This is a genomic window from Streptomyces sp. NPDC048462 (genome assembly GCF_043200175.1).
In the GTDB taxonomy this organism is placed as follows: Bacteria; Actinomycetota; Actinomycetes; order Streptomycetales; family Streptomycetaceae; genus Streptomyces.
This window is the reverse complement of sequence record NZ_JBICXG010000010.1, coordinates 13636-36173: the sequence shown is the minus strand read 5'-3', so window position 1 is coordinate 36173 and position 22538 is coordinate 13636. Positions and strand designations below refer to the sequence as shown.

The following is a 22538-nucleotide window of genomic DNA, read 5'->3' as shown; positions in this document are numbered from 1 at the left end:
CACCGCAAGGCTTTGTGCACCGCCGCACAATCTCCTCGGGAGGCTCCTTTGCACCGCCGCCGTCGCACCGCGCTCACCGTCTCCGCCGTGACCCTCGTCGCAGCGCCGCTCCTCTCCGCCTGCGGCAGCCAGGCCCACCCCGGCGCGGCAGCCGTCGTGGGCGGTGACCGGATCGCGATGTCCACCGTGCAGGCCCAGGTGGCGGACGTGCGCGACGCGCAGGGCAACTCCGCGCAGGCGGTGCAGGCCACCGACCAGTCCGGCCAGCTCGTCCGCGCCAAACTGCACGGGATCATCCTGGACCGGGTCCTGGACCGGGCCTCGGCGGACGCCGGGGTCACCGTCAGCCGCGCCGAGATCCAGCAGATGCGCCAGTCGGCCGTCGCCCAGTACAAGGGGGAGAAGGGGCTGCAGGCCGCGGTGCTCCAGGAACGCTGGCTCGCGCCCGGCCAGATCGACGCCTTCCTGCGCGAGCAGATCCAGCTGACCAAGCTCTCCCAGGCACTCGGCGCGGACCCGTCGAGCCCGGCCGGCACGAAGGTTCTCGGCGACGCCCTGGCGAAGGCCTCCAAGGCCCTCGAGGTCGACGTCAACCCGCGCTACGGCAGCTGGGACAACAAGCAGATCCAGCTCGGCGACTACAAGGCCCCCTGGATCAACCAGGTGACCAAGCCCGAGCAGACCCCGGCGGAGGCCGGGGCGTAACAGCGGCCGTGCGGCCGGGTAGATTCGCAGCGTGAACGCTGAAGACCCCGGCCGTATCGTCCTGCTCACCGCCAGCCACCGCGTCGCGCCCGGACTGCTGTCCTGGCCCGCCTGGCAGACGCTGCAAGCCGCCGACCGGGTGCTCTGCGGGGAGCCCGGCCAGCCGCAGCTGCCGTACCTGCGCGAGGCGGGCATCACCGTCGAGCCGGCCGTCCCCGACGCCCAGGAGCTCGTCGCCTCCTGCACCGGGGGCCGGACCGTGGTGGTCCTCACCGGCGGCGAGGGCAACCAGCCGCTGACCGACGGGCTGGCACGGCTGGCCGGTTCGGGGCGGGTGCAGATGCCGGACCTGGAGCTGCTGCCCGGTTCGTACGACCTGCCGGGCGCGCGCCTCCTCGATCTCGTCCAGGTCATGGACCGCATCCGGATCGAATGCCCCTGGACCTCGCAGAAGACCCACAAGGGCCTCGCCAAGTACGCCATCGAGGAGGCGTACGAGCTCGTCGAGGCGATCGAGGACGGCAACCGCGAGGAGCTGCGCGAGGAGCTCGGCGACGTACTGCTCCAGGTCGTCTTCCACGCGCGCATCGCCGAGGAGGACGAGCAGGAGCCGTTCTCGGTGGACGACGTCGCCGCCACCCTCGTCGAGAAGCTGATCCACCGCCACCCGCACGTCTTCGGCGACGAGAGCGCCGAGACGCCGCAGGACGTCCACGCGCACTGGCTGCGGACCAAGGCGATCGAGAAGCAGCGCGAGTCCGTCACCGACGGCGTCCCCCTCGGCCAGCCCGCCCTGGCGCTCGCCGCGAAGCTGGCCGGCCGCGCCGCCACCGCCGGACTCGACGTGCCGCTCCCCGACGGCGAGGGCGGCGACATCGGCTACCGGCTCCTCGCCCTGGCCGTACGCGCCCAGGAGGACGGCACCGACCCGGAAGCCGCCCTGCGCGCCGCGGGCCGCGCCTACCGGGACGCCATCAGGGCGGCGGAGGGCAACGGATAACGTCGGGGGGTGAACGACAGCCCCGCCGGCACCGGCCCCGCCCACCCGGCCGACGCCGTGCCGCCCGCCCCCGAACTCTTCACGTGGGAGTTCGCCACCGACCCGTATCCCGCGTACGCCTGGCTGCGCGAGCACAGCCCCGTCCACCGCACCACGCTGCCCAGCGGGGTCGAGGCCTGGCTGGTGACGCGGTACGCGGACGCCAGGCAGGCCCTCGCCGACGCCCGGCTGTCCAAGAACCCGGCCCATCACGCCGAGTCCGCGCACGCCAAGGGGAAGACGGGGATCCCGGGCGAGCGCAAGGCCGAGCTGATGACGCATCTGCTGAACATCGACCCGCCCGACCACACCCGGCTGCGGCGTCTGGTGTCCAAGGCGTTCACGCCCCGGCGCATCGCGGAGTTCGCGCCGCGCGTGCAGGAGCTGACGGACCGCCTTCTCGACTCCTTCGTCGAGAAGGGGGAGGCGGACCTCATCCACGAGTTCGCCTTCCCTCTCCCCATCTACGCCATCTGCGACCTGCTGGGTGTCCCGCCCGAGGACCAGGACGACTTCCGGGACTGGGCGGGCATGATGATCCGCCACGGCGGCGGCCCGCGCGGCGGGGTGGCCCGTTCCGTGAAGAAGATGCGCGGATATCTGCTCGAACTCATCCACCGCAAGCGCGAGAACCCCGGGGACGACCTGATCTCGGGGCTCATCCGGGCGAGCGACCACGGTGAGCACCTGACCGAGAACGAGGCCGCCGCGATGGCCTTTATTATCCTGTTTGCCGGTTTTGAGACGACTGTGAACCTCATCGGCAACGGCGTCCACACCCTGCTGGGTCACCCGGAGCAGCGCGAGCGGCTCCAGCGGTCCCTGGCCGAGGGGGAGACGGGGCTGCTGGCCACCGCGGTCGAGGAACTGCTGCGGTTCGACGGCCCGGTGGAGCTCGCGACCTGGCGGTACGCCACCGAGCCGCTGACCATCGGCGGGCAGCGGGTCGGCGCGGGCGACCCCGTGCTCGTGGTGCTCGCCGCCGCCGACCGGGACCCGGAGCGCTTCGACGGCCCGGACACGCTCGACCTCTCACGGCGTGACAATCAGCACCTCGGCTACGGGCACGGCATCCATTACTGCCTGGGAGCGCCGCTCGCCCGGCTGGAGGGACAGGCCGCGCTGGCCACGTTGTTGAAACGCCTCCCGGACCTGCGACTTGCGGGAGAAGCTGCCGATTTGCGCTGGCGTGGCGGGCTCATCATGCGTGGACTGCGCACGCTCCCGGTGGAGTTCACCCCCGGGGCCGTCACCGACGAAGGTGACACTCTGTCAACATTGTGACTTTCGCGTGATCTCCGCTGCATCGACTTGTGACACACGTTCGAGTCCCGCTAGGTTCACCGTTCGACTCACCAGTCACTCGTCAGTCACACGGAAGGCATTCCCATGGGCTCCGCGAACGGCAGACACCGTCGCCCTCGGCAGGCACCCGCGATCATCGTCGCCGCAGGCGTGACCGGATCGGCCATCGCCATCCCGCTGCTCGGCGCGGCAGGTGCGCACGCCGCCGACGCCTCGACCTGGGACCGGGTCGCGGAGTGCGAGAGCGGCGGCATGTGGAGTGCCGACCTCGGCAACGGCTTCTACGGCGGCCTGCAGTTCTCGCAGGAGGTCTGGAAGTCCTACGGCGGCGAGGCGTACGCCTCGCGCGCGGACCTCGCCAGCCGCTCGCAGCAGATCGCCGTGGCGGAGAAGGTGCTGGACGACCAGGGGCCGAAGGCGTGGCCCAGCTGCGCCGTCATCTCCGGCCTCGCCGCGGACGGATCCCTGCCGGGCGTCGACCCGGGCGTCGATCCGGCCGCCACCCCGGCCGCCGACCCGTCGGAGAGCGCGGACCCGTCCGCGAGTGCCGACCCGTCGAAGAGCGCCGACCCGGCGGACGACGCGGCCGAGGACAAGACGAAGGCCCCGTCGGACGACTCCACGGCCGGCCCGGCCGACAGCAAGGACAGCAAGGACCGCAAGCCGGACGCCTCGGCCTCCCCGGACGCCACGCCTCCGGCGTCCGGCTCCTCCGGCGAGACCGGCCCCGCGGACGGCCGGGACGGAGCCTCTCCGGCCGCCGAGACGGGCGGCAAGCACCGCGGTGCGCCGGCCCCGGAGCGGACCGGCGACGGGCGGGACTCGGGGCGGCACGCCTCGCGTGGCGAAGGTGACGGGCGCGCCAAGGGTGCGCCTGCCGCCGACGGCACGTACACCGTCCGGCCCGGCGACAACCTCTGGGCGATCGCCGACGCGCAGGAGCTGCCCGGCGGCTGGACCGGGCTGTACGAGGCCAACAAGGCGGCCGTCGGCTCCGACCCGGACCTCATCCTGCCCGGTCAGCACCTCGACCTCGGCGTGAAGGCCGGCTGAGACCGGCCGGGACGACCAACTGAGGCGACCGGCTGAGGCCCAGTCAGGGCCGCCCTGGAAGCAGCGGTGGAAGCGGCCGTGGAAACGGTCTGATCAACAGCTGAAATCACCTCGAATCCGGGGTACTTAAGAGACCTATGTCCCACTTTGAACTAAGTGAGACATGGGTCTCTTTGCGTGAACTGGCGCGTCTTGTCCGGGAGCTCCCTCCGCATCCGTTCCGACCTGCGCAAACAGGCGTTTATCCGATGCAAGGAAGGGCTGTTTATCCGGTATGTCCTTCTTTGAATGTAGGGGTTGCGTGTGTTTACGGTCAGAACCGCTCGCACCGCGGGCCCCGTCGACCGTCACGCCGAATCCTGCCGTCGGTCGAAGGGAACAGACGCGTAAAGCGCCGTAGGCAGGAGCGGGGGACCCAGGTAAGTGCCGGGCCCGATCGTCGCAGGACGGATCAGGACCGGCTTGGGGTTAAGTCGTGCGCTAGGACGTGCGACCGGGCAACTCACTTGGCCCGAACCCGACAGCTCACCTCGCAGGCGTCGGTGAGGAGAAGTCTCGATGCTGCTCAACAGCAAGGGCAACAAGCACCGCCGCCCGTCCAGGGCCGTCCGTATCGCCACGCTCGCCGGTGTGACCGGTGCCGCCATCGCCGTGCCCCTGATGGGTGCCACCGGCGCCTCCGCCGCCTCCGTCTCCACGTGGGACGCGGTCGCCCAGTGCGAGTCCGGCGGCAACTGGTCCATCAACACCGGCAACGGCTACTACGGCGGTCTGCAGTTCTCGCAGTCCAGCTGGGCCGCCGCCGGCGGTACGCAGTACGCGGCCCGCGCCGACCTGGCCAGCAAGTCCCAGCAGATCGCCGTGGCCGAGAAGCTCCTCGACATGCAGGGACCGGGCGCCTGGTCCTGCGCCGGTGCCGGCAACCTGAGCAACGACGGCGTGGACCCGGGTGTCGACACCGGCTCCGCCGCTCCCAAGCAGGAGTCCGCTCCCAAGCAGGAGTCCGCCCCGGCCCAGCAGGCCGAGCCGAAGAAGGCCGAGCGCACCGAGGCCCCGGCCACCAACCGCTCGGACCGCTCGACCGCCCCCAAGGCCGAGCAGAAGAAGACCGTGACCACCCCGACCGGCGAGAAGGTCAAGAAGGGTGACGGCGAGTACAAGGTCGTCACCGGCGACTCGCTGAGCAAGATCGCGGCCGACCACGACGTCAAGGGCGGCTGGGAGCAGCTGTTCAAGCTGAACAAGGACATCGTCAAGGACGCCGACATGATCTTCCCGGGGCAGCAGCTGCACCTGGTGAAGTAGTCCGGCACTCTCCTCGCCGATCGCCCGGCCCGGCCCGCGTCTTCCCCCCACGCGTGCCGGGCCGGGGTCTGTCGGTCGCCGGTCTGCGGGCCCGACGGGCCGGGAAACTCCGGGTGATTGTTCAACTGTTGTAGTTACTGGTCAGTAAATTTCTGGTTGTTCGCCCCGCTATCACCGCCCTTGGGTCCTTTTTCGTCCCAGGGGACGGGCGGGCGGCCGACTGAGACGGCCGGGCCGGTTAGGCTCTTGTCGCAAGGCCAAAGCGACCCTGCGCAACCAGCGTCATATCCCAGAAGGAGATGCCTCGTGCCGTCCATCGACGTCGTCGTAGCCCGGGAAATCCTCGACTCCCGGGGCAACCCCACGGTCGAGGTCGAGGTTGGCCTCGACGACGGCAGCACGGGTCGTGCTGCCGTTCCGTCCGGAGCCTCCACCGGTGCGTTCGAGGCCATTGAGCTTCGCGACGGTGACCCCAACCGCTACCACGGGAAGGGCGTCGAGAAGGCGGTCCTCGCCGTGATCGAGCAGATCGGCCCGGAGCTCGTCGGCTACGACGCGACCGAGCAGCGGCTGATCGACCAGGCCATGTTCGACCTGGACGCTACCGAGAACAAGGGCTCGCTCGGCGCCAACGCCATCCTCGGCGTCTCGCTCGCCGTCGCCCACGCCGCGTCCGAGGCCTCGGACCTGCCGCTGTTCCGCTACCTCGGTGGCCCGAACGCGCACCTGCTGCCCGTCCCGATGATGAACATCCTCAACGGTGGGTCGCACGCCGACTCCAACGTGGACATCCAGGAGTTCATGATCGCCCCGATCGGCGCGGAGTCGTTCTCCGAGGCCCTGCGCTGGGGCGCCGAGGTCTACCACACCCTGAAGAAGGTCCTGAAGACCAAGGGCCTGTCCACCGGTCTCGGTGACGAGGGCGGCTTCGCGCCGAACCTGGAGTCCAACCGCGCCGCGCTCGACCTCATCGTCGAGGCGATCAAGGAAGCCGGTTACGCCCCCGGCAAGGACATCGCGCTCGCGCTCGACGTCGCCGCGTCCGAGTTCTACAAGGACGGCACGTACGAGTTCGAGGGCAAGTCCCGCTCGGCCGCCGAGATGACCGAGTACTACGAGGAGCTCGTCTCCGCGTACCCGCTGGTCTCCATCGAGGACCCGCTGTACGAGGACGACTGGGCCGGCTGGAAGGTCATCACCGACAAGATCGGCGCCAAGGTGCAGATCGTCGGCGACGACCTCTTCGTCACCAACCCGGAGCGCCTGGCCCGGGGCATCGAGGAGGGCTCCGCCAACGCCCTGCTCGTCAAGGTCAACCAGATCGGTTCGCTGACCGAGACCCTGGACGCCGTCGAGCTGGCCCAGCGCAACGGCTTCAAGTGCATGATGTCCCACCGCTCCGGCGAGACCGAGGACGTCACCATCGCCGACCTCGCGGTCGCCGTGAACTGCGGCCAGATCAAGACCGGCGCCCCGGCCCGCTCGGACCGTGTCGCCAAGTACAACCAGCTGCTGCGCATCGAGGAGATCCTCGACGACGCCGCGGTGTACGCGGGCCGCTCGGCGTTCCCGCGGTTCAAGGGCTGACAAGCCCGACCGGGTCCAGCGACCCGGCCTCCGTCCGTCCCCGCACTCGGTCCCGTACCGTGTGCGGGGACGGACGTGCGTAATGGGGAGGCGGAGACATGGCCGCGAAGGACCGGGACCGGTTCTCCACCGCGACCCGGCTGAGGCTGCTCGGTGAGCAGACCGCAGCCCGCGTCTACCGTTCCCAGAGCAAGCGCCAGGCCCGCCGCTCCCGCCTCACCGGCCGGGCGGCCTTCCTGGCCCTGGTCGTCTGCTCCCTGATCGTCGCCCTCGCGTACCCGATGCGGCAGTACGTGTCGCAGCGCGACGAGATCGCGGACCAGGAGCGGCTCGCGCAGGAGGCCGAGGCACGCACCGAGGAGCTGCGCGACGAGAAGGCGCGCCTCCAGGACAACGCGTACATCAAGCGGCTGGCCCGCGAGCACCTGCACTACCTTCTTCCGGGGGAGACCGGCTACACCGTGGTCGATCCCGACGCGGTCAAGGAGCGCAACGGAGAGCCGGACGAGTCCGGCCGGCCGTGGCACTCCAACCTGTGGGACGGCGTCGACAGCGCCGACCGGGGCTGACCCGCGTTCCCGTCCTTTCGCATTTCCCCGTTCGTCTGCGCAACCGCAGTTCAAGGGGCCCGATCAGAACCTAGGCAGGCATGGAAACGCCCCCTCCCCAGACCGAGTCCACCGCGCCCACCGACGCGGACATCGCCGCGTTCCAGCAGCAGCTGGGGCGCCCGCCGCGTGGGCTGCGCGCCATCGCGCACCGCTGCCCGTGCGGCAACCCGGACGTGGTCGAGACGCAGCCCCGGCTGGAGGACGGTACGCCGTTCCCCACGACGTACTACCTGACGTGCCCGCGTGCGGCGTCCGCGATCGGCACGCTGGAGGCGAACGGGGTCATGCGGGAGATGACCGAGCGCCTCGGTACGGACCCCGCGCTGGCGGCCGCGTACCGGGCCGCGCACGAGGACTACATCGCGCGGCGTGACGCCATCGAGGTGCTGGAGGGCTTCCCGAGCGCGGGGGGCATGCCGGACCGGGTGAAGTGCCTGCACGTGCTCGTGGGGCACTCGCTGGCCGCGGGGCCGGGGGTGAACCCGCTGGGGGACGAGGCGATCGCGATGCTGCCGGAGTGGTGGCGCAAGGGTCCGTGCGTGTCGCCCTGCGGCGTGCCGGACTCGGACGAGGGCTGACCCACCCCCGGGGGGCTCCGCCCCCGCACCCCCGATCCTCAAATGCCGGAGAGGCTTGAAGACATGACGCGTGTGGCCGCCATCGACTGCGGTACCAACTCGATCCGTCTGCTGGTGGCGGACGCCGACCCCGCCACCGGGGAGTTCACCGAGCTCGACCGGCGGATGGAGATCGTCCGGCTCGGCCAGGGCGTCGACCGGACCGGGCGGCTCGCCCCCGAGGCGCTGGAGCGGACGTTCGCCGCGTGCCGGCAGTACGCGGCGGTGATCAAGGAGCACGGCGCCGAGAGGGTCCGCTTCGTCGCCACCTCGGCCTCGCGGGACGCGGAGAACCGGGACGAGTTCGTCCGCGGGGTGCTGGACATCCTGGGCGTCGAGCCCGAGGTGATCAGCGGTGACCAGGAGGCGGAGTTCTCCTTCGACGGGGCCACCAAGGAGCTGGCCGGGCGCGACGACCTGGCGAAGCCGTACCTCGTCGTGGACATCGGCGGCGGCTCGACCGAGTTCGTCGTCGGCGACGACCGGGTGCGGGCGGCCCGGTCCGTGGACATCGGCTGCGTGCGGATGACCGAGCGCCATCTCTCGCGGGACGGCGCGGTCGTCGACCCGCCCACGCCGGAGGCTGCCGACGCGATCCGCGCGGATGTCGCCGCCGCGCTGGACCTCGCCGGGCGCAGCGTCCCGCTCACCGGGGCCGGCACGCTGGTGGGCCTGGCCGGCACGGTCACCACGGTGGCCGCGATCGCACTGGGCCTGGAGGAGTACGACTCGGCGGCGATCCACCACTCGCGGGTCTCCCTGGAGCAGGTCCGGGAGATCACCGGGCGGCTGCTCTCCTCGACCCACGCCGAGCGTGCCGCGATCGGCGCGATGCACCCGGGGCGGGTCGACGTGATCGCCTCCGGGGCGCTGATCCTGCTCGCCGTCATGGAGCGGACCGGGGCGCATGAGGTGGTCGTCAGCGAGCACGACATCCTCGACGGGATCGGCTGGTCCGTCGCGTAGGGCCTGTCCGGACAGGCCCTACGCCGTTTTCGGCGGGCGGGGCCGCTGAGCGCCCTCCTGAGGCCTGCGCGCGGGGCTTCGGGGGGTGGGGTGCCGGTGGGTGCGCAAACCTTGCTCATACGCATTCCTGCCTGCACCTTTGAGCCGCTGAGGGCCACCCGGGGGAGCCCTTCGGGGACACGCCGCGACGAACTTCGTGAACTTCTTCACAAGGAATTGGGTCCGTGGGGGCGGACTTCTGCTCCGGACGGGCCCGCAGGAGCGTGTGCGGGGTCACTCGCGGCGTGAACGGGGTGGTTCCGGGAGTGTTGCGGGAGTGTGAACCGGGCGGGTGGTCCACCTCGCCCGGCGGCTCAAGGGCCAGCTCACAAGCGGTGAACAACGTTCGCCACGGTGCTGTGGTTCCCTGCCGGGGCCATGACCTGGGTCACGTGGGCGGCGAAGTGTAGCAGAGGGTGGGCCATACCTTGTGAAGGGGCTCACGAGCTCACCCCCCGGGAGGGGTGGATACTCGATGGCATGAGCACCACGGAGCGTCCCAGGATCCTCGTAGTAGGCGGTGGGTACGTAGGCCTGTACGCAGCTCGGCGCATTCTGAAGAAGATGCGCTACGGAGAGGCGACCGTCACGGTCGTCGACCCCCGGTCGTACATGACCTACCAGCCCTTCCTCCCCGAAGCTGCTGCCGGCAGCATCTCGCCCCGGCACGTCGTCGTCCCGCTGCGACGTGTGCTGCCGAAGGCCGAGGTCCTCACCGGCCGCGTCACGACCATTGACCAGGACCGTAAGGTCGCCACGGTCGCGCCGCTCGTCGGCGAGGCCTACGAGCTGCCCTTCGACTACCTGGTCATCGCGATGGGCGCCGTCTCGCGCACCTTCCCGATCCCCGGCCTGGCCGAACAGGGCATCGGCATGAAGGGCATCGAGGAGGCCATCGGCCTGCGCAACCACGTACTGGAGCAGCTGGACAAGGCTGACTCGACGACCGATGAGGATGTCCGCCGCAGGGCGCTCACCTTCGTCTTCGTGGGCGGCGGCTTCGCCGGTGCGGAGACCATCGGCGAGGTCGAGGACATGGCCCGCGACGCGGCGAAGTACTACACGAACGTGAAGCGCGAGGACATGCGCTTCGTGCTCGTCGACGCCGCCGACAAGATCCTTCCCGAGGTCGGCCCGAAGCTGGGCACCTGGGGCCGGGAGCACCTGGAGTCCCGTGGTGTCGAGGTCTTCCTCTCGACCTCCATGGACTCCTGCGTCGACGGTCACGTGGTGCTGAAGAACGGCCTCGAGGTCGACTCCAACACCATCGTGTGGACGGCCGGCGTGAAGCCGAACCCGGCGCTGGCCCGTTTCGGCCTGCCGCTCGGTCCGCGCGGCCACGTGGACACCACCGAGAAGCTCCAGGTGCAGGGCACCGACTACATCTGGGCCGCGGGCGACAACGCCCAGGTTCCGGACATGGTCGGCCGCAAGGCCGGCAACCCGAACGCCTGGTGCCCGCCGAACGCCCAGCACGCGCTGCGTCAGGCCAAGGTCCTCGGCGACAACGTCATCTCCGGGATGCGCGGCTTCCCGCAGGGCGAGTACAGCCACGCCAACAAGGGTGCGGTCGCCGGTCTGGGCCTGCACAAGGGCGTCGCGATGATCGTCGTGGGCAAGGTGAAGATCAAGCTCAAGGGCCGTCTCGCCTGGTACATGCACCGTGGCTACCACGGCGTGGCGATGCCGACCTGGAACCGCAAGATCCGGATCTTCGCCGACTGGACCCTGGCGATGTTCCTCAAGCGCGAGGTCGTCTCGCTCGGCGCCATGGAGACTCCGCGCGAGGAGTTCTACGAGGCCGCCAAGCCGGCCCCGGCACCCGCCGCCGCCCAGCCGGTGGGCGAGAAGGCCAAGGCCTCCTAGCGCACCCCGGGCCGGGGGCCCAACACCTCCCGGCCCGCGCGGAACGCAGTCGTACGACGCCCGAAGGGGCCGTCCGCCATCCGTGGTGCGGGCGGCCCCTTCGGCGTATCGGCACGGGGCGGGGCGGGGCACGGTACAGGGGGAGCGGGGCCAGTGACCCGGCGGATGCGTGGTTCATACAGGTATTTTGCCGTTCCATTGCGCGGTAGCGGGATGGCCCGACCGCCGGAAACTGTTGAGGGGGGTGTACCTCGTCACGGCGCCAACGGGTGCCGCGGCGTGGTCCGAGACATGTGTGGGCATGTCTGGGCACGTTGGGAAACACCATCACGGAGGTGTGCGCCATGGCAGACGCCGCGTTGCGGCTGACCGCTCTCGCCCAGGAGTTGCTGGGAGAACCCCTACCGGTCCGGATCCGGGCCTGGGACGGCAGCGAATCCGGACCGCCCGAGGCCCCCGCCCTCGTCATCAGGAGCCGTCGCGCCCTGCGCCGGCTGCTGTGGAAGCCGGGCGAACTGGGCCTCGCCCGCGCCTGGGTGGCCGGGGAACTCGACATCGAGGGCGATCTGTACGAGGCCCTGGATCTGGTGGCCGGGCTGATCTGGGACCGCGGGGCGGAGGCGAAGGACAGCGTCCACCCGGTCCGCGACCCGAAGATCCGGGCGGCAGCCAAGGGGATGCTGCAGCTCGCCGGTCCCTGGCCGCCGCCCCCGCCGCCACCGGAGGAGGTGCGCCGCCGCACCGGAGCCCTGCACACCAAGCGCCGCGACAAGGAGGCCATCAGCCACCACTACGACGTGGGCAATGACTTCTACGAACTGGTCCTCGGCCCGTCCATGGTCTACTCCTGCGCCTACTGGGAGGACGGCGGAACCCTTGAGGACGCCCAGCGCGACAAGCTCGACCTGGTCTGCCGCAAGCTCGCCCTGAAGGAAGGGGACCGCCTCCTGGACGTCGGCTGCGGCTGGGGGTCCATGGCGATCCACGCGGCCCGCGAGTACGGTGCCCGGGTCACCGGTGTGACCCTCTCCACCGAACAGGCGGCCTTCGCCAGGAAGCGCATCGCCGAAGAGGGCCTGACCGACCGGATCGAGATCCGGGTCCAGGACTACCGGGACGTCAGGGACGGCCCGTACGACGCCATCTCCTCCATCGGGATGGCGGAACACGTCGGATCGGTCCGCTACCGCGAGTACGCCGACGACGTCTACGCACTCCTCAAGCCCGGCGGGCGTCTCCTCAACCACCAGATCGCCCGCCGCCCGGAGAAGGACGAGTCCGCCTACCACGTGGACGAGTTCATCGACGCCTACGTCTTCCCGGACGGTGAGCTGGCTCCGCTGGGCCGGACCGTCGCGACCCTTGAGGAAGCCGGCTTCGAGGCCCGCGACGTCGAGTCGCTCCGTGAGCACTACGCACTGACCCTGCGCCGCTGGGTCGCCAACCTGGAGAAGGAGTGGCCGCGTGCGGTGAAGATGACCTCGCCCGGCCGGGCGAGGGTCTGGCGCCTGTACATGGCCGCTTCCGCGCTCTCCTTCGAGCACAACAAGATCGGCGTCAACCAGATCCTGGCCGTGCGGCCGGCGGAGGGCGGAACCGCCCGGATGCCGTTGCGCGCCCGCGACTGGAAGGCGTCCGCGACCGGCTGAGCCGTGCACATGCGAGAGGGCCGGTGTCCGTGGTCGCGGACACCGGCCCTCTCACGTCCGCCGTCCGGCGCTACTCGGTCTTGATGGCCGTCAGCATGTTGAGCTTCGCGGCGTTGCGGGCCGGCCACATCGCGGCCAGCACCCCCACCAGTCCGGCCAGCAGCAGGAAGAGCGCGATCCGGCCCCACGGCACGACCAGGGCGTACTGCGGGATCTCGGACGACACGGCCCGGCCGATCGCCCAGCCGAGGAACAGGCCCAGCCCGATACCGATCAGCGCGCCGAACACCGAGATGACCACGGCCTCCAGCCGGATCATGCGCTTGACCTTGCGCCGGTCCAGACCGATCGCCCGCAGCATGCCGATCTCCTGCTGCCGCTCGAACACCGACATGGCCAGCGTGTTGACGACGCCGAGCACCGCGATGATCAGGGCCATCCCCAGGAGCCCGTACATGATGTTCATCATCAGGTTGATGGTGCCGCCGAACATGTCCCGGATGTCCTGGCGGTCCATGACGCTCATGCCCGGGTTGTCACCCAGCGCGTCCACCACGGCCTGCTCGTTGGCCGCGCTCGAACCGCCGTCCGTCTTGACCCAGATCTCGCGGATGTCCGCCCGGCCCTCGTGCGGGGCCACCTTCTCGCGGGGGATCACGACCGGCGACAGGAACTCGTTGTCCTTGTAGAGCGCCCCGATCCTCAGGGTCTCCTTCTTGTCGTCCTCGTAGGTGACCGGGACGCTGTCCCCGGTCTTCCAGCCGTTGGACTTCGCGGTCTTCTCCGAGACGGCGATCGCGCCGCTGCCCAGGGAGTCCATCGAGCCCGAGAGGGTGTCGACGCTGAGGACCTTCTGCACATCGCCGGGGGTGACGCCGGACGCCGACAGGTTCGCCTTGCCGACCGACAGCCAGACGGACTGCGTGGGCGAGACGGCGGTGACGCCGTCGGCCTTCTCCAGGGCGGTGAGGGCCGACTCGTCGAGCGAGTCCCCGCTCGCCATCGACACCATGTAGTCGGCCTTGATGTTGTCCGTCGTCATCCGGTCGACCGCCTGGCCGAGGGTGACGCCGAGGACCGAGATGCCGGTGACGAGGGTCAGGCCGATCGCCAGCGCGGAGGCGGTGGCGCCGGTGCGCCGCGGGTTGCGGACCGCGTTCTGCGCGGCCAGCTTGCCGGAGACCCCGAACAGCCGCCGCAGCAGCGGGCGGAGCAGGGCGATCACCGGGCGGGACAGCAGCGGGATGAGGATGATGATGCCGATCAGCGCCAGGAAGGCGCCGGCCGCGATGCTGGCCTGGGCCGAGTTCCCGGACTGCGCCGCACCGGCCACGACCGCCGCCGCGCCCAGCAGCGTGATGACCGCGCCGATCGAGTTGCGCACCACCAGGGACTTCACGGAGGCCACCGAGTACATGCTGTTCATCGCGGCGACGGGCGGGATCTTCGCGGCCCGGCGGGCGGGCAGCCAGGCGGCCAGCACGGTGATCAGGACGCCGACCGCGAGGGCGGCGATGATCGTGGTCGGCGCGACCACCAGCGGACCGGCCGGGATCTTGCCGCCGATCAGGCTCATCGCCGAGCGCAGCCCGACGGCGAGACCGAGCCCCACGGCGAAGCCGATGACGGAGGCGACCAGACCGACCACGGCGGCCTCGAGCAGCACCGAGCGCTTGACCTGGCGGCGCGAGGCGCCGACGGCACGCAGCAGCGCCAGCTCCTTGGTGCGCTGCGCGACCAGCATGGTGAAGGTGTTGGCGATCAGGAAGACGCCGACGAAGAGGGCGATTCCCGCGAAGCCGAGCAGCAGCTTGTTGAGGCTGCTCAGGCCGGACTCGATCTGCTCGGCCTGCTCGTCGGCGCGGACCTTGCCGGTCTTGGCCTCCGCGTCCTTGGGCAGCAGCGGCTTCACCGCGGCCAGCACCCGCTGGTCGGAGGCGCCGGGTGCGGCGGTGACGGAGACGTCCCTAAACTCGTCGGGCCGCAGGAACAGCTTCTGGGCGACGTCGGAGTCGAAGAGCACCAGGCTGCCGCCGGCGTTGACCGCGCCGTCCTCGGTGGTGAAGACCCCGGACAGGGTGTACTCCTTCACCGGCCCGTTGGTGGCGACCCGTACCTTGTCGCCGACCTTGTACTCGCCCTTCTCCGCGGTGTCCCGGTCCAGGGCGATCCGGCCGGCGGCGGTCGGCCCCGTGCCGTCGGTGAAGTCGTACTGCGCGTCCTTGCCGCCCTTGCCCGGGGCGAAGTTGCCGCCGGTGTTGGTCCAGCCGTTGCCGATCAGCTTGCCGTCCGTGCCGGCGACCCCGGCGAAGCCGGAGACCCGGCCGGTGGCGCTCGCCACTCCGTCCAGGGCGCGGATCTTCTTCAGGGTGGCGGCGTCGACGCCGGGCGTCTCGGCGTCGCGCTGGTCGGCGTAGGTGGTGACCGCGACGGCGACGTCGTCGTAGTTCTTCGCCGACTGGTTGCGGAAGGCGTTTCCGAGGGTGTCGGTGAAGACCAGAGTGCCGGAGACGAAGGCCACGCCGAGCATCACGGCGAGGACGGTCATCAGCAGCCTGGCCTTGTGCGAGAGCACATTGCGCAGGGCGGTACGGAACATGGCTGTGTCCTGGAGGGGAGGGGGGTTCCGGAAAAGGGCATGGATCGGGCGTCGCGCGGCGCGAGGCGGTGCGACGCAGGGGCCGGGGCGGCGGCCGGGGGCTCGGCTCAGCTGGTGCGGCCCTTGGCGTCGAACGCCTTCATCCGGTCCAGCACCCCGTCCGCGGTGGGGTGCATCATCTGGTCCACGATCGCCCCGTCCGCGAGGAAGATGACCCGGTCCGCGTAGGAGGCGGCCGCCGGGTCGTGGGTCACCATGACCACGGTCTGGCCCAGCTCGCGCACCGAGTTGCGGAGGAAGCCGAGGACCTCGGCGCCGGAGCGCGAGTCCAGGTTCCCGGTCGGCTCGTCACCGAAGATGATCTCCGGCTGCGAGGCCAGGGCACGGGCCACCGCGACGCGCTGCTGCTGGCCGCCGGAGAGCTCGGTGGGCCGGTGCTTCAGGCGGTCGGTGAGGCCCACCATCTCGATGACCTTGTGCAGCCACTCCTGGTCGGGCTTGCGGCCGGCGATGTCCATCGGCAGCGTGATGTTCTCCAGCGCTGTCAGGGTCGGCAGCAGGTTGAACGCCTGGAAGATGAATCCGATCTTGTCCCGTCGCAACTGGGTGAGCTGCTTGTCCTTGAGGGAGCCCAGCTCCGTCTCACCGATCCGCACCGAGCCGCTGCTGAAGCTGTCGAGACCGGCCACGCAGTGCATCAGCGTGGACTTGCCGGAACCCGACGGGCCCATGATCGCGGTGAACTCGCCCTGCGGGAAGTCCACGGTGACCCGGTCCAGCGCGGTCACCTTGGTCTCGCCCTCTCCGTAGACCTTCGACAGTTCCGTGGCGCGTGCAGCCACCGCGGTGGCGCGGTGAGCGGTGGTCATGGTGGTCACGGGAAGCTCCAGGGTCGGGTTCGTACGGGAGGGACGGGACCTTCGGGTCCGAGCAGGACCTTCGGGTCCGAGCAGGACCATCGGCCGAGCAGGACCATCGGGTCCGGGCCGGAAGGAGGGCGCCGCCGGACGCGGCGTCCTCCTCGACGGCACTGCTCCATCGTCTCCGCCGATCCGCCGCGGATCGTCAGTCCCGGTGCCCGTTCCCGGGGCCGCCTTGAGTCGCACCGACGGGCGCTCGCGTCCTCCTGCGGTATGACACCGTCCCCGAGACGGCTGACGCCGCCCGTGGTCCGCCCGGCCTTGCGCGGCCGCCGTGTTCGTGCCCTCGTTGCCGGGGAAACGCCCCGTGTCCATGATCACGGGCACGGTCCTGGCGACCCGGAGGCCCCGGTCGGGCAGCCGGTTCCGGACCGGGCTGACGGCCCCGCCGGCCGGCAGGGGTGGCGCGCCCCTGGCGATCCGTGGCGCGCCCCTGGCGAATCGGCTGTGTGGGTGCGGCGAATTCACGTCAATTCGGATTGCCGCCTGTCACGCCCACAACCCGGGCAGGCGTGTGACTATGCCTCTCGCGTGTGCTGACGCACCCTCAAGCGGTCAATAAAATAAGACAACATCGAGCCACTGTTCGGCCGATCGGGGGAGCCCCCCGGATAGGGTCATGTGCCAACGCGGAGCCGCGCCAAGCCCGGATGGTGGAATGCAGACACGGCGAGCTTAAACCTCGCTGCCCCTCGGGGGCGTACCGGTTCAAGTCCGGTTCCGGGCACTCAATCCGCGACATGGATCGAGTGCCGACGCGGCCTATTCGGCAGGCCCCCCGCGCGGGCGTCGGGGGCGGGACGGTCCGGGGTGCGGCGGGTGAGTGCGTGGACGGCGCAGCCCAGGGCGAAACCGTAGACGGACACCAGGCCGTGGCCGTTCGACTGGGCGAACCAGACCGCCAGGCCGAGCACGGGCACGCCGGCCGCCAGCAGGATCTCCTTCAGGTGCTCCCGGCCGGGCCGGCGGCCGGTGCGCAGCGTGCGCAGGAGCAGCGCCGCCGACAGGGTCGCGGCGAGGAAGTACGTGGCGCCGGAGCTTCCGGCGAAGTTGCGGGGGTCGGTGCTGTGCCCGTGCTCGCCGAACAGCGCGTCGACGTAGCCGGGCAGGAGGATGCCGGCGAGGAACAGGCCCAGTGTGAGGGGAGCGCCCCAGAACCAGTTGGCCAGGGCGGCGATGACGGCGAGGGTGGCGAGGTTCCACGCCCCGCCGAGCGGGCCGCCGTTCTGCATGAACGTCGAGGTGAGGGTCCGCCACCAGCCGGACCTGGCCGGGTCGCTGTCGAGGGCGTCCATCGCGCCTGACCAGCAGAGCTGGGTGATCACCCCGGCGACGGCGAGCGAGGTCAGCCCCACCGCCGCCCACGGGACGCGCCGCGCTCGCAGGGTGTCCTGGCCGAGCAGGGTCAGTCCTCCGTTGAGCATCAACATCATCAGTGCCGCCGTGGTCACGTTGAACAGCAGTCCGCCCATCGTCACCACCCCCCTTCAAACGCTGTTTGAATCCCGTCGGTGATGACAGTAGACGCGTCTGCGGCAGTTTTCAAACGGTGTTTGAAATTCGGCTACAGTGGGGCTCATGAAGCTGAGCACGGACCGGATCATCGACGCGGGCATGGCGGTGTTCGCCGAAGCGGGCTACCACGGGCTGTCCATGCGACAGGTGGCGAAGCGGCTCGACGCGCACGCCGGCAGCATGTACTACCACGTGCCCAACAAGAGCGCCCTGCTCCAGCTGATGGCCGACCGGCTGGCGCGGCAGGCGTACGACGCGGGCACCGCCGCCCTGGCCGCGCTGCCCGGCGGGGCCGGCTGGCCGGAGCGGGTCGAGGCCCAGGCCGTCTCGCTCCGGCAGAGCCTGCTGAGGCATCCCGGCGGCGCGGTCATGTTCGCCGACAGCCCGAAGGTGCTCAGCACCGGAGCGCTGTCCCTGATGGAGCGGCTGCTGCGGACGCTGAAGGACGCCGGCATCCAGGACGGGCACCTCGGCATCGCCGCTGACACGGTGCTCAGCCACATCACCGGCTACGTGCTCCAGGAACAGGGCGAGCCCCCCGCCATCGAGGTCGGTGCCGAGGACGTCGCCGAGCTCCACCGCCGCTTTCCGCTGACCGTGGCCGCGGCGTCCGGTCAGGACCAGGACGAGAAGTTCGTCCGCAGCGTCCGGCTGCTCTGCGCCGGAATCGGAGCGCTCGACGGGGCTGGGGATCCGGCGGCCTGACGCCGGTCACCCTTCGGTGATCATGGGTGACGCGCTGTGGACATCGAGGGGGAGCTGTGGAGAATGGACCTCCAATCCGGTGTACCTGGGGGGCTCCATGAGCATCATGTCAATCGGCGGGTTAGCGCTGATAGTTGTCGTCCTGCTGGCCTATTTCGTGCCGACCGTCGTCGCCTTCGCGCGAGGCGTGTCGAACAGTGGCTCGATACTCGTGTTGAACCTGTTCCTCGGCTGGACCCTGGTGGGCTGGGTCGTGGCGCTGGCGATGGCGGCACGCAGTACCGCGCCGCGCACGGGGATGTGAGTCGTCCGGCCGTGCGCTGATTTCCCGACCGAGGAATCGATGGACACGTCCTGCCCGCTCATCGGTGTGTTCGCCCTGGCGGCGCTCAGGTCGCCGGGGCGGACCGCCCGGCAACTGCGCGGAGCGCGCTCGGGCGTCTCCGCGCCGACGCGCTGCGTCCGGGCGTACGGCTTCCCGGAGAACCTGTTCTCCTGACGGGCGCGGGGGGCCCGGACCTCCCGCGCCCGCGTGCCGGACGGCGTCTGCCGCTAGCCGTGCATGCCGATCTGGTAGTCGCCGGCGGGCTGCTGGATGATCACGTTCAGGCGGTTGAAGGTGTTGATCACGGCGATGGCGCACACCAGGGCGGCGAGCTGGTCGTCGTCGTAGTACTGGGCGGTGTTCGCCCAGACCTCGTCCGGGACGCCACCGGCCGCGTCCGCGATGCGGGTGCCCTGCTCGGTCAGCTCCAGGGCGGCGCGCTCGGCATCGGTGAAGACGGTGGCCTCCCGCCAGGTCGCGACCAGGTTGATGCGCACCGCGCTCTCCCCGGCGTGCGCGGCCTCCTTGGTGTGCATGTCGAGGCAGCCGGCGCAGCCGTTGATCTGGCTGGCGCGGATCCTGACCAGCTCCTGCGTCGCGAGCGGCAGCGTCGACTCCTTGAGCGCGTTGCCTGCCGCGATGATGTGCTTGAGGGACTTGGCCGCGACCGGGCTGTCGAGGGGCTTCAAGCGGGCGTTCATGGTGCACTCCCTTGAGGTTTTTGGTGCCTGTACCTCTCTGACCGATCGGGCCGCCGAAATGTGACAGCCCTGGATGTGACCCACATCTCACCGTCGCGGCTCGTGCTCGCATCCGCCTCCCGGCACCCGTTTCGCGGCGCGGTCGCTCACTCGCCGGGCCGGAAGCCGCAACGGCCCCTCTCGCGGGGGGAGTTGCGCACGGTACTGTCGCGCCATGTCTCAGTCGTCGTCACGGATCCCGGCATCGGCATCGGCACCAGCATCGGTACCGTCGTCGGTGGCCGGCTTCTACGACGCACTGGCCGACGACTACCACCTCATCTACGAGGACTGGGATGCCGGCATCCGCCGGCAGGGCGCCGCCCTGGACGCGTTGATCGGCCGGGAGCGGGCCGAGGTGCTCGACTGTTCCTGCGGCATCGGCACCCAGGCCATCGGCCTCGCGCTGCGCGGGCACGACGTCACCGGGACCGACCTCAGCCCCCGAGCCGCCGCCCGCGCCGCCCGTGAGGCCCGGCACCGAGGGCTCGGCCTGCGCACGGCCGCCGCCGACATGCGGTACCTGCCGTTTCCCGACGACCGGTTCGACGTCGTCGTCTGCGCCGACAACTCACTGCCGCACCTGCTGACCGCGCAGGACGTGCACGGCGCGCTGGCGGAGATGCGGCGCGTGCTGCGGCCGGGCGGGCTGCTGCTGGTCAGCACCCGCCCCTACGACGAACTGCTGCGCGACCGCCCCGCTTCCACGGCTCCCCAGACCCACCCGGCCGACGGCGACGAGGAACGGACCGTCACCTTCCAGCTCTGGCACTGGCACGAGGACGGCGAGCACTACGACCTCGAACATTTCCAGCTCCTCGCGGCGGCCCCGGCAGGGGAGTGGCGCGTCCGGGTCCGCCGGTCCACCTACTGGGCACTGGGCCGGGACCGGCTGGCCTCGCTCGCCGCCGGGGCTGGGTTCGCCGGGCCGGAGTGGCGGATGCCCGAGGAGTCCGCTTTCTTCCAGCCGCTGCTCGTGGCCCGCGCGCGATAAGCCGTTGGACGCGGGGCGCGCGCCTGGCAGATTTGGGTTCATGACCGCGACCATGACGGGCCACAAGCGGGACCTCCACCTCTATCTGCAGGATGCCCGCGACACCTTTCTCTGGAAGCTCGAAGGGGCGTCCGAGTACGACATCCGGCGCCCGCTGACCCCGACCGGCACCAACCTGCTGGGGCTGGTCAAGCACGTGGCCGGAGCCGAGGCGTTCTACTTCGGCGCCGCCTTCGGGCGGCCCGTCGAGGCGCCGGAGCTCTGGATCGTCGGGGACGCCGAGCCGAACGCGGACCTGTGGGCCACCGCAGACGAGACACGTGCGGAGATCGTCGCCGGGTACCGCCGGGTGTGGGCCCACTCGGACGCGACGATCGACGCGCTGGACCTCGATGCCGTCGGCCGGCTCCCCGGGGAAGCGGGGACCGAGCTGACGCTCCACCGGATCCTCGTCCACATGGTCGCCGAGACCCAGCGGCACGCCGGGCACGCCGACATCGTCCGGGAACTCGTCGACGGGACCACGGGCCTGCGGGCCGGGAGCGACAACATGGCCTCCGGCGACGCGGCCTGGTGGGCGAGCCACCGGGGCCGGGTGGAGCGCGCGGCCCGGGAGGCCCCGGACACGTCGAGGCCCTGACTACGCCGAGCCCTGCGGCTCCGGAGCGGGAGTCGGCCCCGGCCCTGCGGCCGCAGCCGCAGCCGCAGCCGCAGCGGGAACCGGTCCGGCGGCGTGGGGCAGCCGGCGTACGGCGCGGGAGGCCAGGGGGAGCGCGGCCGCCGCCGCCGAGATCACCCCGGCGGCCGCGGCGACGCGGAACGCGCCGTACGACTGCGCGAGCGGGCCGACGCACAGCTGCCCGACCGGGACCGCGATGTACGAGAGCAGGTCGTCGTACGAAGCGACGCGCGAGAGCACCTGCGGCGGAACGTGCTCCTGCAGCGAGGTGTCCCAGGCGACGGCCGTGACGGCGGAGCCCAGCCCCGCGACGAACGCGGCGGCCAGCAGCCACGGGGCGTGCAGCCGGGCACCCAGGGCGAGCAGCGGGAGCGCGGCGAGGGCGTTCGTCAGCTGCCCCAGGCGCAGCAGGCGCCGCACCACCAGCCGGTACATCAGCAGCCCCGACACCAGCAGCCCGATGCCACGGACGCTGAGCACCAGACCCCAGGTCGCCTCACCGCTGAGCTGACGGGTGAGCTGGGGGCCCAGGATCTGCCAGGTGCCGGTCTGGGCCAGATTCATCAGGCAGAACGACAGCGTGCCGATCCACACCCAGCGGATCGCGCGGAACTCCGTCCACCCGTCGCGGATGTCGGCGGCCAGGGTGGTCGTCCGCCGGGGCGCGGCCGGGGCGCCGGTGAACGTGAGCCGCGCGAGGAAGCCCGCCGCCAGCAGGTAGGTGAACGCGTCGAAGGCGATGGCCGGGCCGCTGCCCGCCGCCACGACGAGCACACCGGCCAGGCTGGGCCCGAGGATCTTCGTGGCGTTGCGGGCCGTGCCCAGCAGGGAGTTCGCCTGCTGGAGCCGGGCCCGGTCGACGAGCTGCGGCAGGACCCCGCGCAGGGCCGGTGCCGTGAACGCGCCCAGCGTGCCGTTCAGGAACTCCAGCACGGCCACCGGGGCCAGCGCGTAGTGGCCGGTCAGCAGGAGCGCCGCGACGCCGCCCTGGGTGAGGGCCGCGCCCAGATGGGCCGCGACCAGCACGTTCCGGCGCGAGGACCGGTCGGCCACCGCCCCGCCCACCAGGAGCAGCACCAGCAGCGGCAGCATGTGGGCGGCCAGCACGAAGCCGAGGTCCCCGGAGCTGCCGGAGGCGTCCAGGACCGCGAAGGCCAGCGCCACCGGGGCCATCGAGCTGCCGAGCAGCGACACCAGCCGCCCGGCGTAGAACGCGCGGAAACCCGGCTGCCGGAGAAGGGAGGGGGTGGCGGACCGAGGGGGCGGCGGAGGCGCGAGAGGTGGCTGCACCGGCAGGATTCTGCGGAGACGGCCCCGGT

The 22538-nt window shown here is 71.0% G+C and carries 21 protein-coding genes, 1 tRNA gene and 1 riboswitch; of the genes, 17 read left to right on the top strand and 5 right to left on the bottom strand.

The features are described from left to right. Positions 1–48: 48 nt before the first annotated feature. The 11 genes from ACGFU6_RS18415 to ACGFU6_RS18365 all read left to right on the top strand — a co-directional run bounded on the left by ACGFU6_RS18415 (position 49) and on the right by ACGFU6_RS18365 (position 12742). Positions 49–705, top strand: a complete 657-nt coding sequence (locus tag ACGFU6_RS18415; protein WP_393611969.1) for a SurA N-terminal domain-containing protein — start codon at positions 49–51, stop codon at positions 703–705. 31 nt (positions 706–736) lie between these two features. Next, on the top strand, positions 737–1705 hold the full coding sequence (locus ACGFU6_RS18410; RefSeq protein WP_393611967.1) for a nucleoside triphosphate pyrophosphohydrolase: 969 nt from the start codon (positions 737–739) through the stop codon (positions 1703–1705). Between the two features lie 9 nt (positions 1706–1714). Beyond that, a complete protein-coding gene (locus tag ACGFU6_RS18405) occupies positions 1715–3028 on the top strand; it encodes a cytochrome P450 (RefSeq protein ID WP_393611965.1) in 1314 nt (437 codons plus the stop codon). A gap of 105 nt (positions 3029–3133) precedes the next feature. Then, a complete protein-coding gene (locus tag ACGFU6_RS18400; RefSeq protein WP_393611963.1) occupies positions 3134–4102 on the top strand; it encodes a transglycosylase family protein in 969 nt (322 codons plus the stop codon). A gap of 382 nt (positions 4103–4484) precedes the next feature. Further along, a riboswitch (cyclic di-AMP (ydaO/yuaA leader) is annotated at positions 4485–4656 on the top strand. Positions 4657–4660: 4 nt separating this feature from the next. Continuing rightward, positions 4661–5407 carry a transglycosylase family protein gene (locus tag ACGFU6_RS18395; protein WP_393611961.1) on the top strand — a complete coding sequence of 249 codons (747 nt, stop codon included), beginning with the start codon at positions 4661–4663 and terminating at the stop codon, positions 5405–5407. A 306-nt stretch (positions 5408–5713) separates the two neighbouring features. Further along, complete coding sequence (gene eno / locus ACGFU6_RS18390; protein ID WP_024491435.1) at positions 5714–6994, top strand: phosphopyruvate hydratase; 1281 nt, start codon at positions 5714–5716, stop codon at positions 6992–6994. 98 nt (positions 6995–7092) lie between these two features. Further along, complete coding sequence (locus ACGFU6_RS18385; protein WP_393611959.1) at positions 7093–7563, top strand: septum formation initiator family protein; 471 nt, start codon at positions 7093–7095, stop codon at positions 7561–7563. A gap of 80 nt (positions 7564–7643) precedes the next feature. After that, positions 7644–8183 carry a DUF501 domain-containing protein gene (locus tag ACGFU6_RS18380; protein ID WP_393611957.1) on the top strand — a complete coding sequence of 180 codons (540 nt, stop codon included), beginning with the start codon at positions 7644–7646 and terminating at the stop codon, positions 8181–8183. A 63-nt stretch (positions 8184–8246) separates the two neighbouring features. Beyond that, positions 8247–9188, top strand: a complete 942-nt coding sequence (locus ACGFU6_RS18375) for an exopolyphosphatase (protein ID WP_393611955.1) — start codon at positions 8247–8249, stop codon at positions 9186–9188. A gap of 519 nt (positions 9189–9707) precedes the next feature. After that, positions 9708–11093 carry an NAD(P)/FAD-dependent oxidoreductase gene (locus ACGFU6_RS18370; protein WP_123525608.1) on the top strand — a complete coding sequence of 462 codons (1386 nt, stop codon included), beginning with the start codon at positions 9708–9710 and terminating at the stop codon, positions 11091–11093. Positions 11094–11437: 344 nt separating this feature from the next. Next, complete coding sequence (locus ACGFU6_RS18365; protein ID WP_393611953.1) at positions 11438–12742, top strand: class I SAM-dependent methyltransferase; 1305 nt, start codon at positions 11438–11440, stop codon at positions 12740–12742. Between the two features lie 70 nt (positions 12743–12812). Here ACGFU6_RS18365 and ACGFU6_RS18360 read toward each other — a convergent pair whose 3' ends face one another. Both ACGFU6_RS18360 and ACGFU6_RS18355 read right to left on the bottom strand, forming a co-directional pair. Continuing rightward, positions 12813–15341 carry an ABC transporter permease gene (locus tag ACGFU6_RS18360; RefSeq protein WP_393611951.1) on the bottom strand — a complete coding sequence of 843 codons (2529 nt, stop codon included), beginning with the start codon at positions 15339–15341 and terminating at the stop codon, positions 12813–12815. Positions 15342–15448: 107 nt separating this feature from the next. Beyond that, on the bottom strand, positions 15449–16219 hold the full coding sequence (locus tag ACGFU6_RS18355) for an ABC transporter ATP-binding protein (protein WP_393611949.1): 771 nt from the start codon (positions 16217–16219) through the stop codon (positions 15449–15451). Positions 16220–16905: 686 nt separating this feature from the next. On the opposite strand from ACGFU6_RS18355, the gene ACGFU6_RS18350 reads away from it, so the two are divergent. After that, positions 16906–16988, top strand: a tRNA-Leu gene (locus ACGFU6_RS18350). Position 16989: 1 nt separating this feature from the next. Here ACGFU6_RS18350 and ACGFU6_RS18345 read toward each other — a convergent pair. Beyond that, positions 16990–17733 carry a hypothetical protein gene (locus ACGFU6_RS18345; protein WP_393611947.1) on the bottom strand — a complete coding sequence of 248 codons (744 nt, stop codon included), beginning with the start codon at positions 17731–17733 and terminating at the stop codon, positions 16990–16992. A gap of 106 nt (positions 17734–17839) precedes the next feature. On the opposite strand from ACGFU6_RS18345, the gene ACGFU6_RS18340 reads away from it, so the two are divergent. From ACGFU6_RS18340 to ACGFU6_RS18330, 3 genes are all read left to right on the top strand, one after another. Then, positions 17840–18481 carry a TetR/AcrR family transcriptional regulator gene (locus tag ACGFU6_RS18340; protein ID WP_393611945.1) on the top strand — a complete coding sequence of 214 codons (642 nt, stop codon included), beginning with the start codon at positions 17840–17842 and terminating at the stop codon, positions 18479–18481. A gap of 97 nt (positions 18482–18578) precedes the next feature. Continuing rightward, on the top strand, positions 18579–18785 hold the full coding sequence (locus ACGFU6_RS18335; RefSeq protein WP_393611943.1) for a superinfection immunity protein: 207 nt from the start codon (positions 18579–18581) through the stop codon (positions 18783–18785). Between the two features lie 39 nt (positions 18786–18824). Beyond that, positions 18825–18980 carry a hypothetical protein gene (locus tag ACGFU6_RS18330; protein ID WP_393611942.1) on the top strand — a complete coding sequence of 52 codons (156 nt, stop codon included), beginning with the start codon at positions 18825–18827 and terminating at the stop codon, positions 18978–18980. A gap of 53 nt (positions 18981–19033) precedes the next feature. Here the strand turns inward: ACGFU6_RS18330 and ACGFU6_RS18325 are convergent, their stop codons facing one another. After that, positions 19034–19507, bottom strand: coding sequence for a carboxymuconolactone decarboxylase family protein (locus ACGFU6_RS18325; protein WP_393611940.1), 474 nt, complete (start codon positions 19505–19507; stop codon positions 19034–19036). A gap of 214 nt (positions 19508–19721) precedes the next feature. Here ACGFU6_RS18325 and ACGFU6_RS18320 point away from each other — a divergent pair, with 214 nt between their 5' ends. Together ACGFU6_RS18320 and ACGFU6_RS18315 are read left to right on the top strand one after the other, a co-directional pair. Next, positions 19722–20540: a class I SAM-dependent methyltransferase gene (locus ACGFU6_RS18320; protein ID WP_393611938.1), complete on the top strand. Its 819-nt coding sequence runs from the start codon at positions 19722–19724 to the stop codon at positions 20538–20540. Positions 20541–20580: 40 nt separating this feature from the next. Next, positions 20581–21180 carry a DinB family protein gene (locus ACGFU6_RS18315; RefSeq protein WP_393611936.1) on the top strand — a complete coding sequence of 200 codons (600 nt, stop codon included), beginning with the start codon at positions 20581–20583 and terminating at the stop codon, positions 21178–21180. On the opposite strand, the gene ACGFU6_RS18310 is transcribed toward ACGFU6_RS18315, so the two are convergent. Further along, complete coding sequence (locus ACGFU6_RS18310) at positions 21181–22509, bottom strand: MFS transporter (protein ID WP_393611935.1); 1329 nt, start codon at positions 22507–22509, stop codon at positions 21181–21183. Positions 22510–22538 lie beyond the last annotated feature (29 nt).

Bases quoted from the DNA above. Each gene is read 5' to 3' on its own strand.
- ACGFU6_RS18375 (WP_393611955.1), top strand. From the start codon at position 8,247: ATGACGCGTGTGGCCGCCATCGACTGCGGTACCAACTCGATCCGTCTG.
- ACGFU6_RS18360 (WP_393611951.1), bottom strand. From the start codon at position 15,341: ATGTTCCGTACCGCCCTGCGCAATGTGCTCTCGCACAAGGCCAGGCTG.
- ACGFU6_RS18340 (WP_393611945.1), top strand. From the start codon at position 17,840: ATGAAGCTGAGCACGGACCGGATCATCGACGCGGGCATGGCGGTGTTC.
- ACGFU6_RS18365 (WP_393611953.1), top strand. From the start codon at position 11,438: ATGGCAGACGCCGCGTTGCGGCTGACCGCTCTCGCCCAGGAGTTGCTG.
- ACGFU6_RS18400 (WP_393611963.1), top strand. From the start codon at position 3,134: ATGGGCTCCGCGAACGGCAGACACCGTCGCCCTCGGCAGGCACCCGCG.
- ACGFU6_RS18395 (WP_393611961.1), top strand. From the start codon at position 4,661: ATGCTGCTCAACAGCAAGGGCAACAAGCACCGCCGCCCGTCCAGGGCC.
- ACGFU6_RS18385 (WP_393611959.1), top strand. From the start codon at position 7,093: ATGGCCGCGAAGGACCGGGACCGGTTCTCCACCGCGACCCGGCTGAGG.
- ACGFU6_RS18380 (WP_393611957.1), top strand. From the start codon at position 7,644: ATGGAAACGCCCCCTCCCCAGACCGAGTCCACCGCGCCCACCGACGCG.
- ACGFU6_RS18345 (WP_393611947.1), bottom strand. From the start codon at position 17,733: ATGGGCGGACTGCTGTTCAACGTGACCACGGCGGCACTGATGATGTTG.
- ACGFU6_RS18330 (WP_393611942.1), top strand. From the start codon at position 18,825: ATGGACACGTCCTGCCCGCTCATCGGTGTGTTCGCCCTGGCGGCGCTC.
- ACGFU6_RS18370 (WP_123525608.1), top strand. From the start codon at position 9,708: ATGAGCACCACGGAGCGTCCCAGGATCCTCGTAGTAGGCGGTGGGTAC.
- ACGFU6_RS18315 (WP_393611936.1), top strand. From the start codon at position 20,581: ATGACCGCGACCATGACGGGCCACAAGCGGGACCTCCACCTCTATCTG.
- ACGFU6_RS18335 (WP_393611943.1), top strand. From the start codon at position 18,579: ATGAGCATCATGTCAATCGGCGGGTTAGCGCTGATAGTTGTCGTCCTG.
- ACGFU6_RS18325 (WP_393611940.1), bottom strand. From the start codon at position 19,507: ATGAACGCCCGCTTGAAGCCCCTCGACAGCCCGGTCGCGGCCAAGTCC.
- ACGFU6_RS18320 (WP_393611938.1), top strand. From the start codon at position 19,722: ATGTCTCAGTCGTCGTCACGGATCCCGGCATCGGCATCGGCACCAGCA.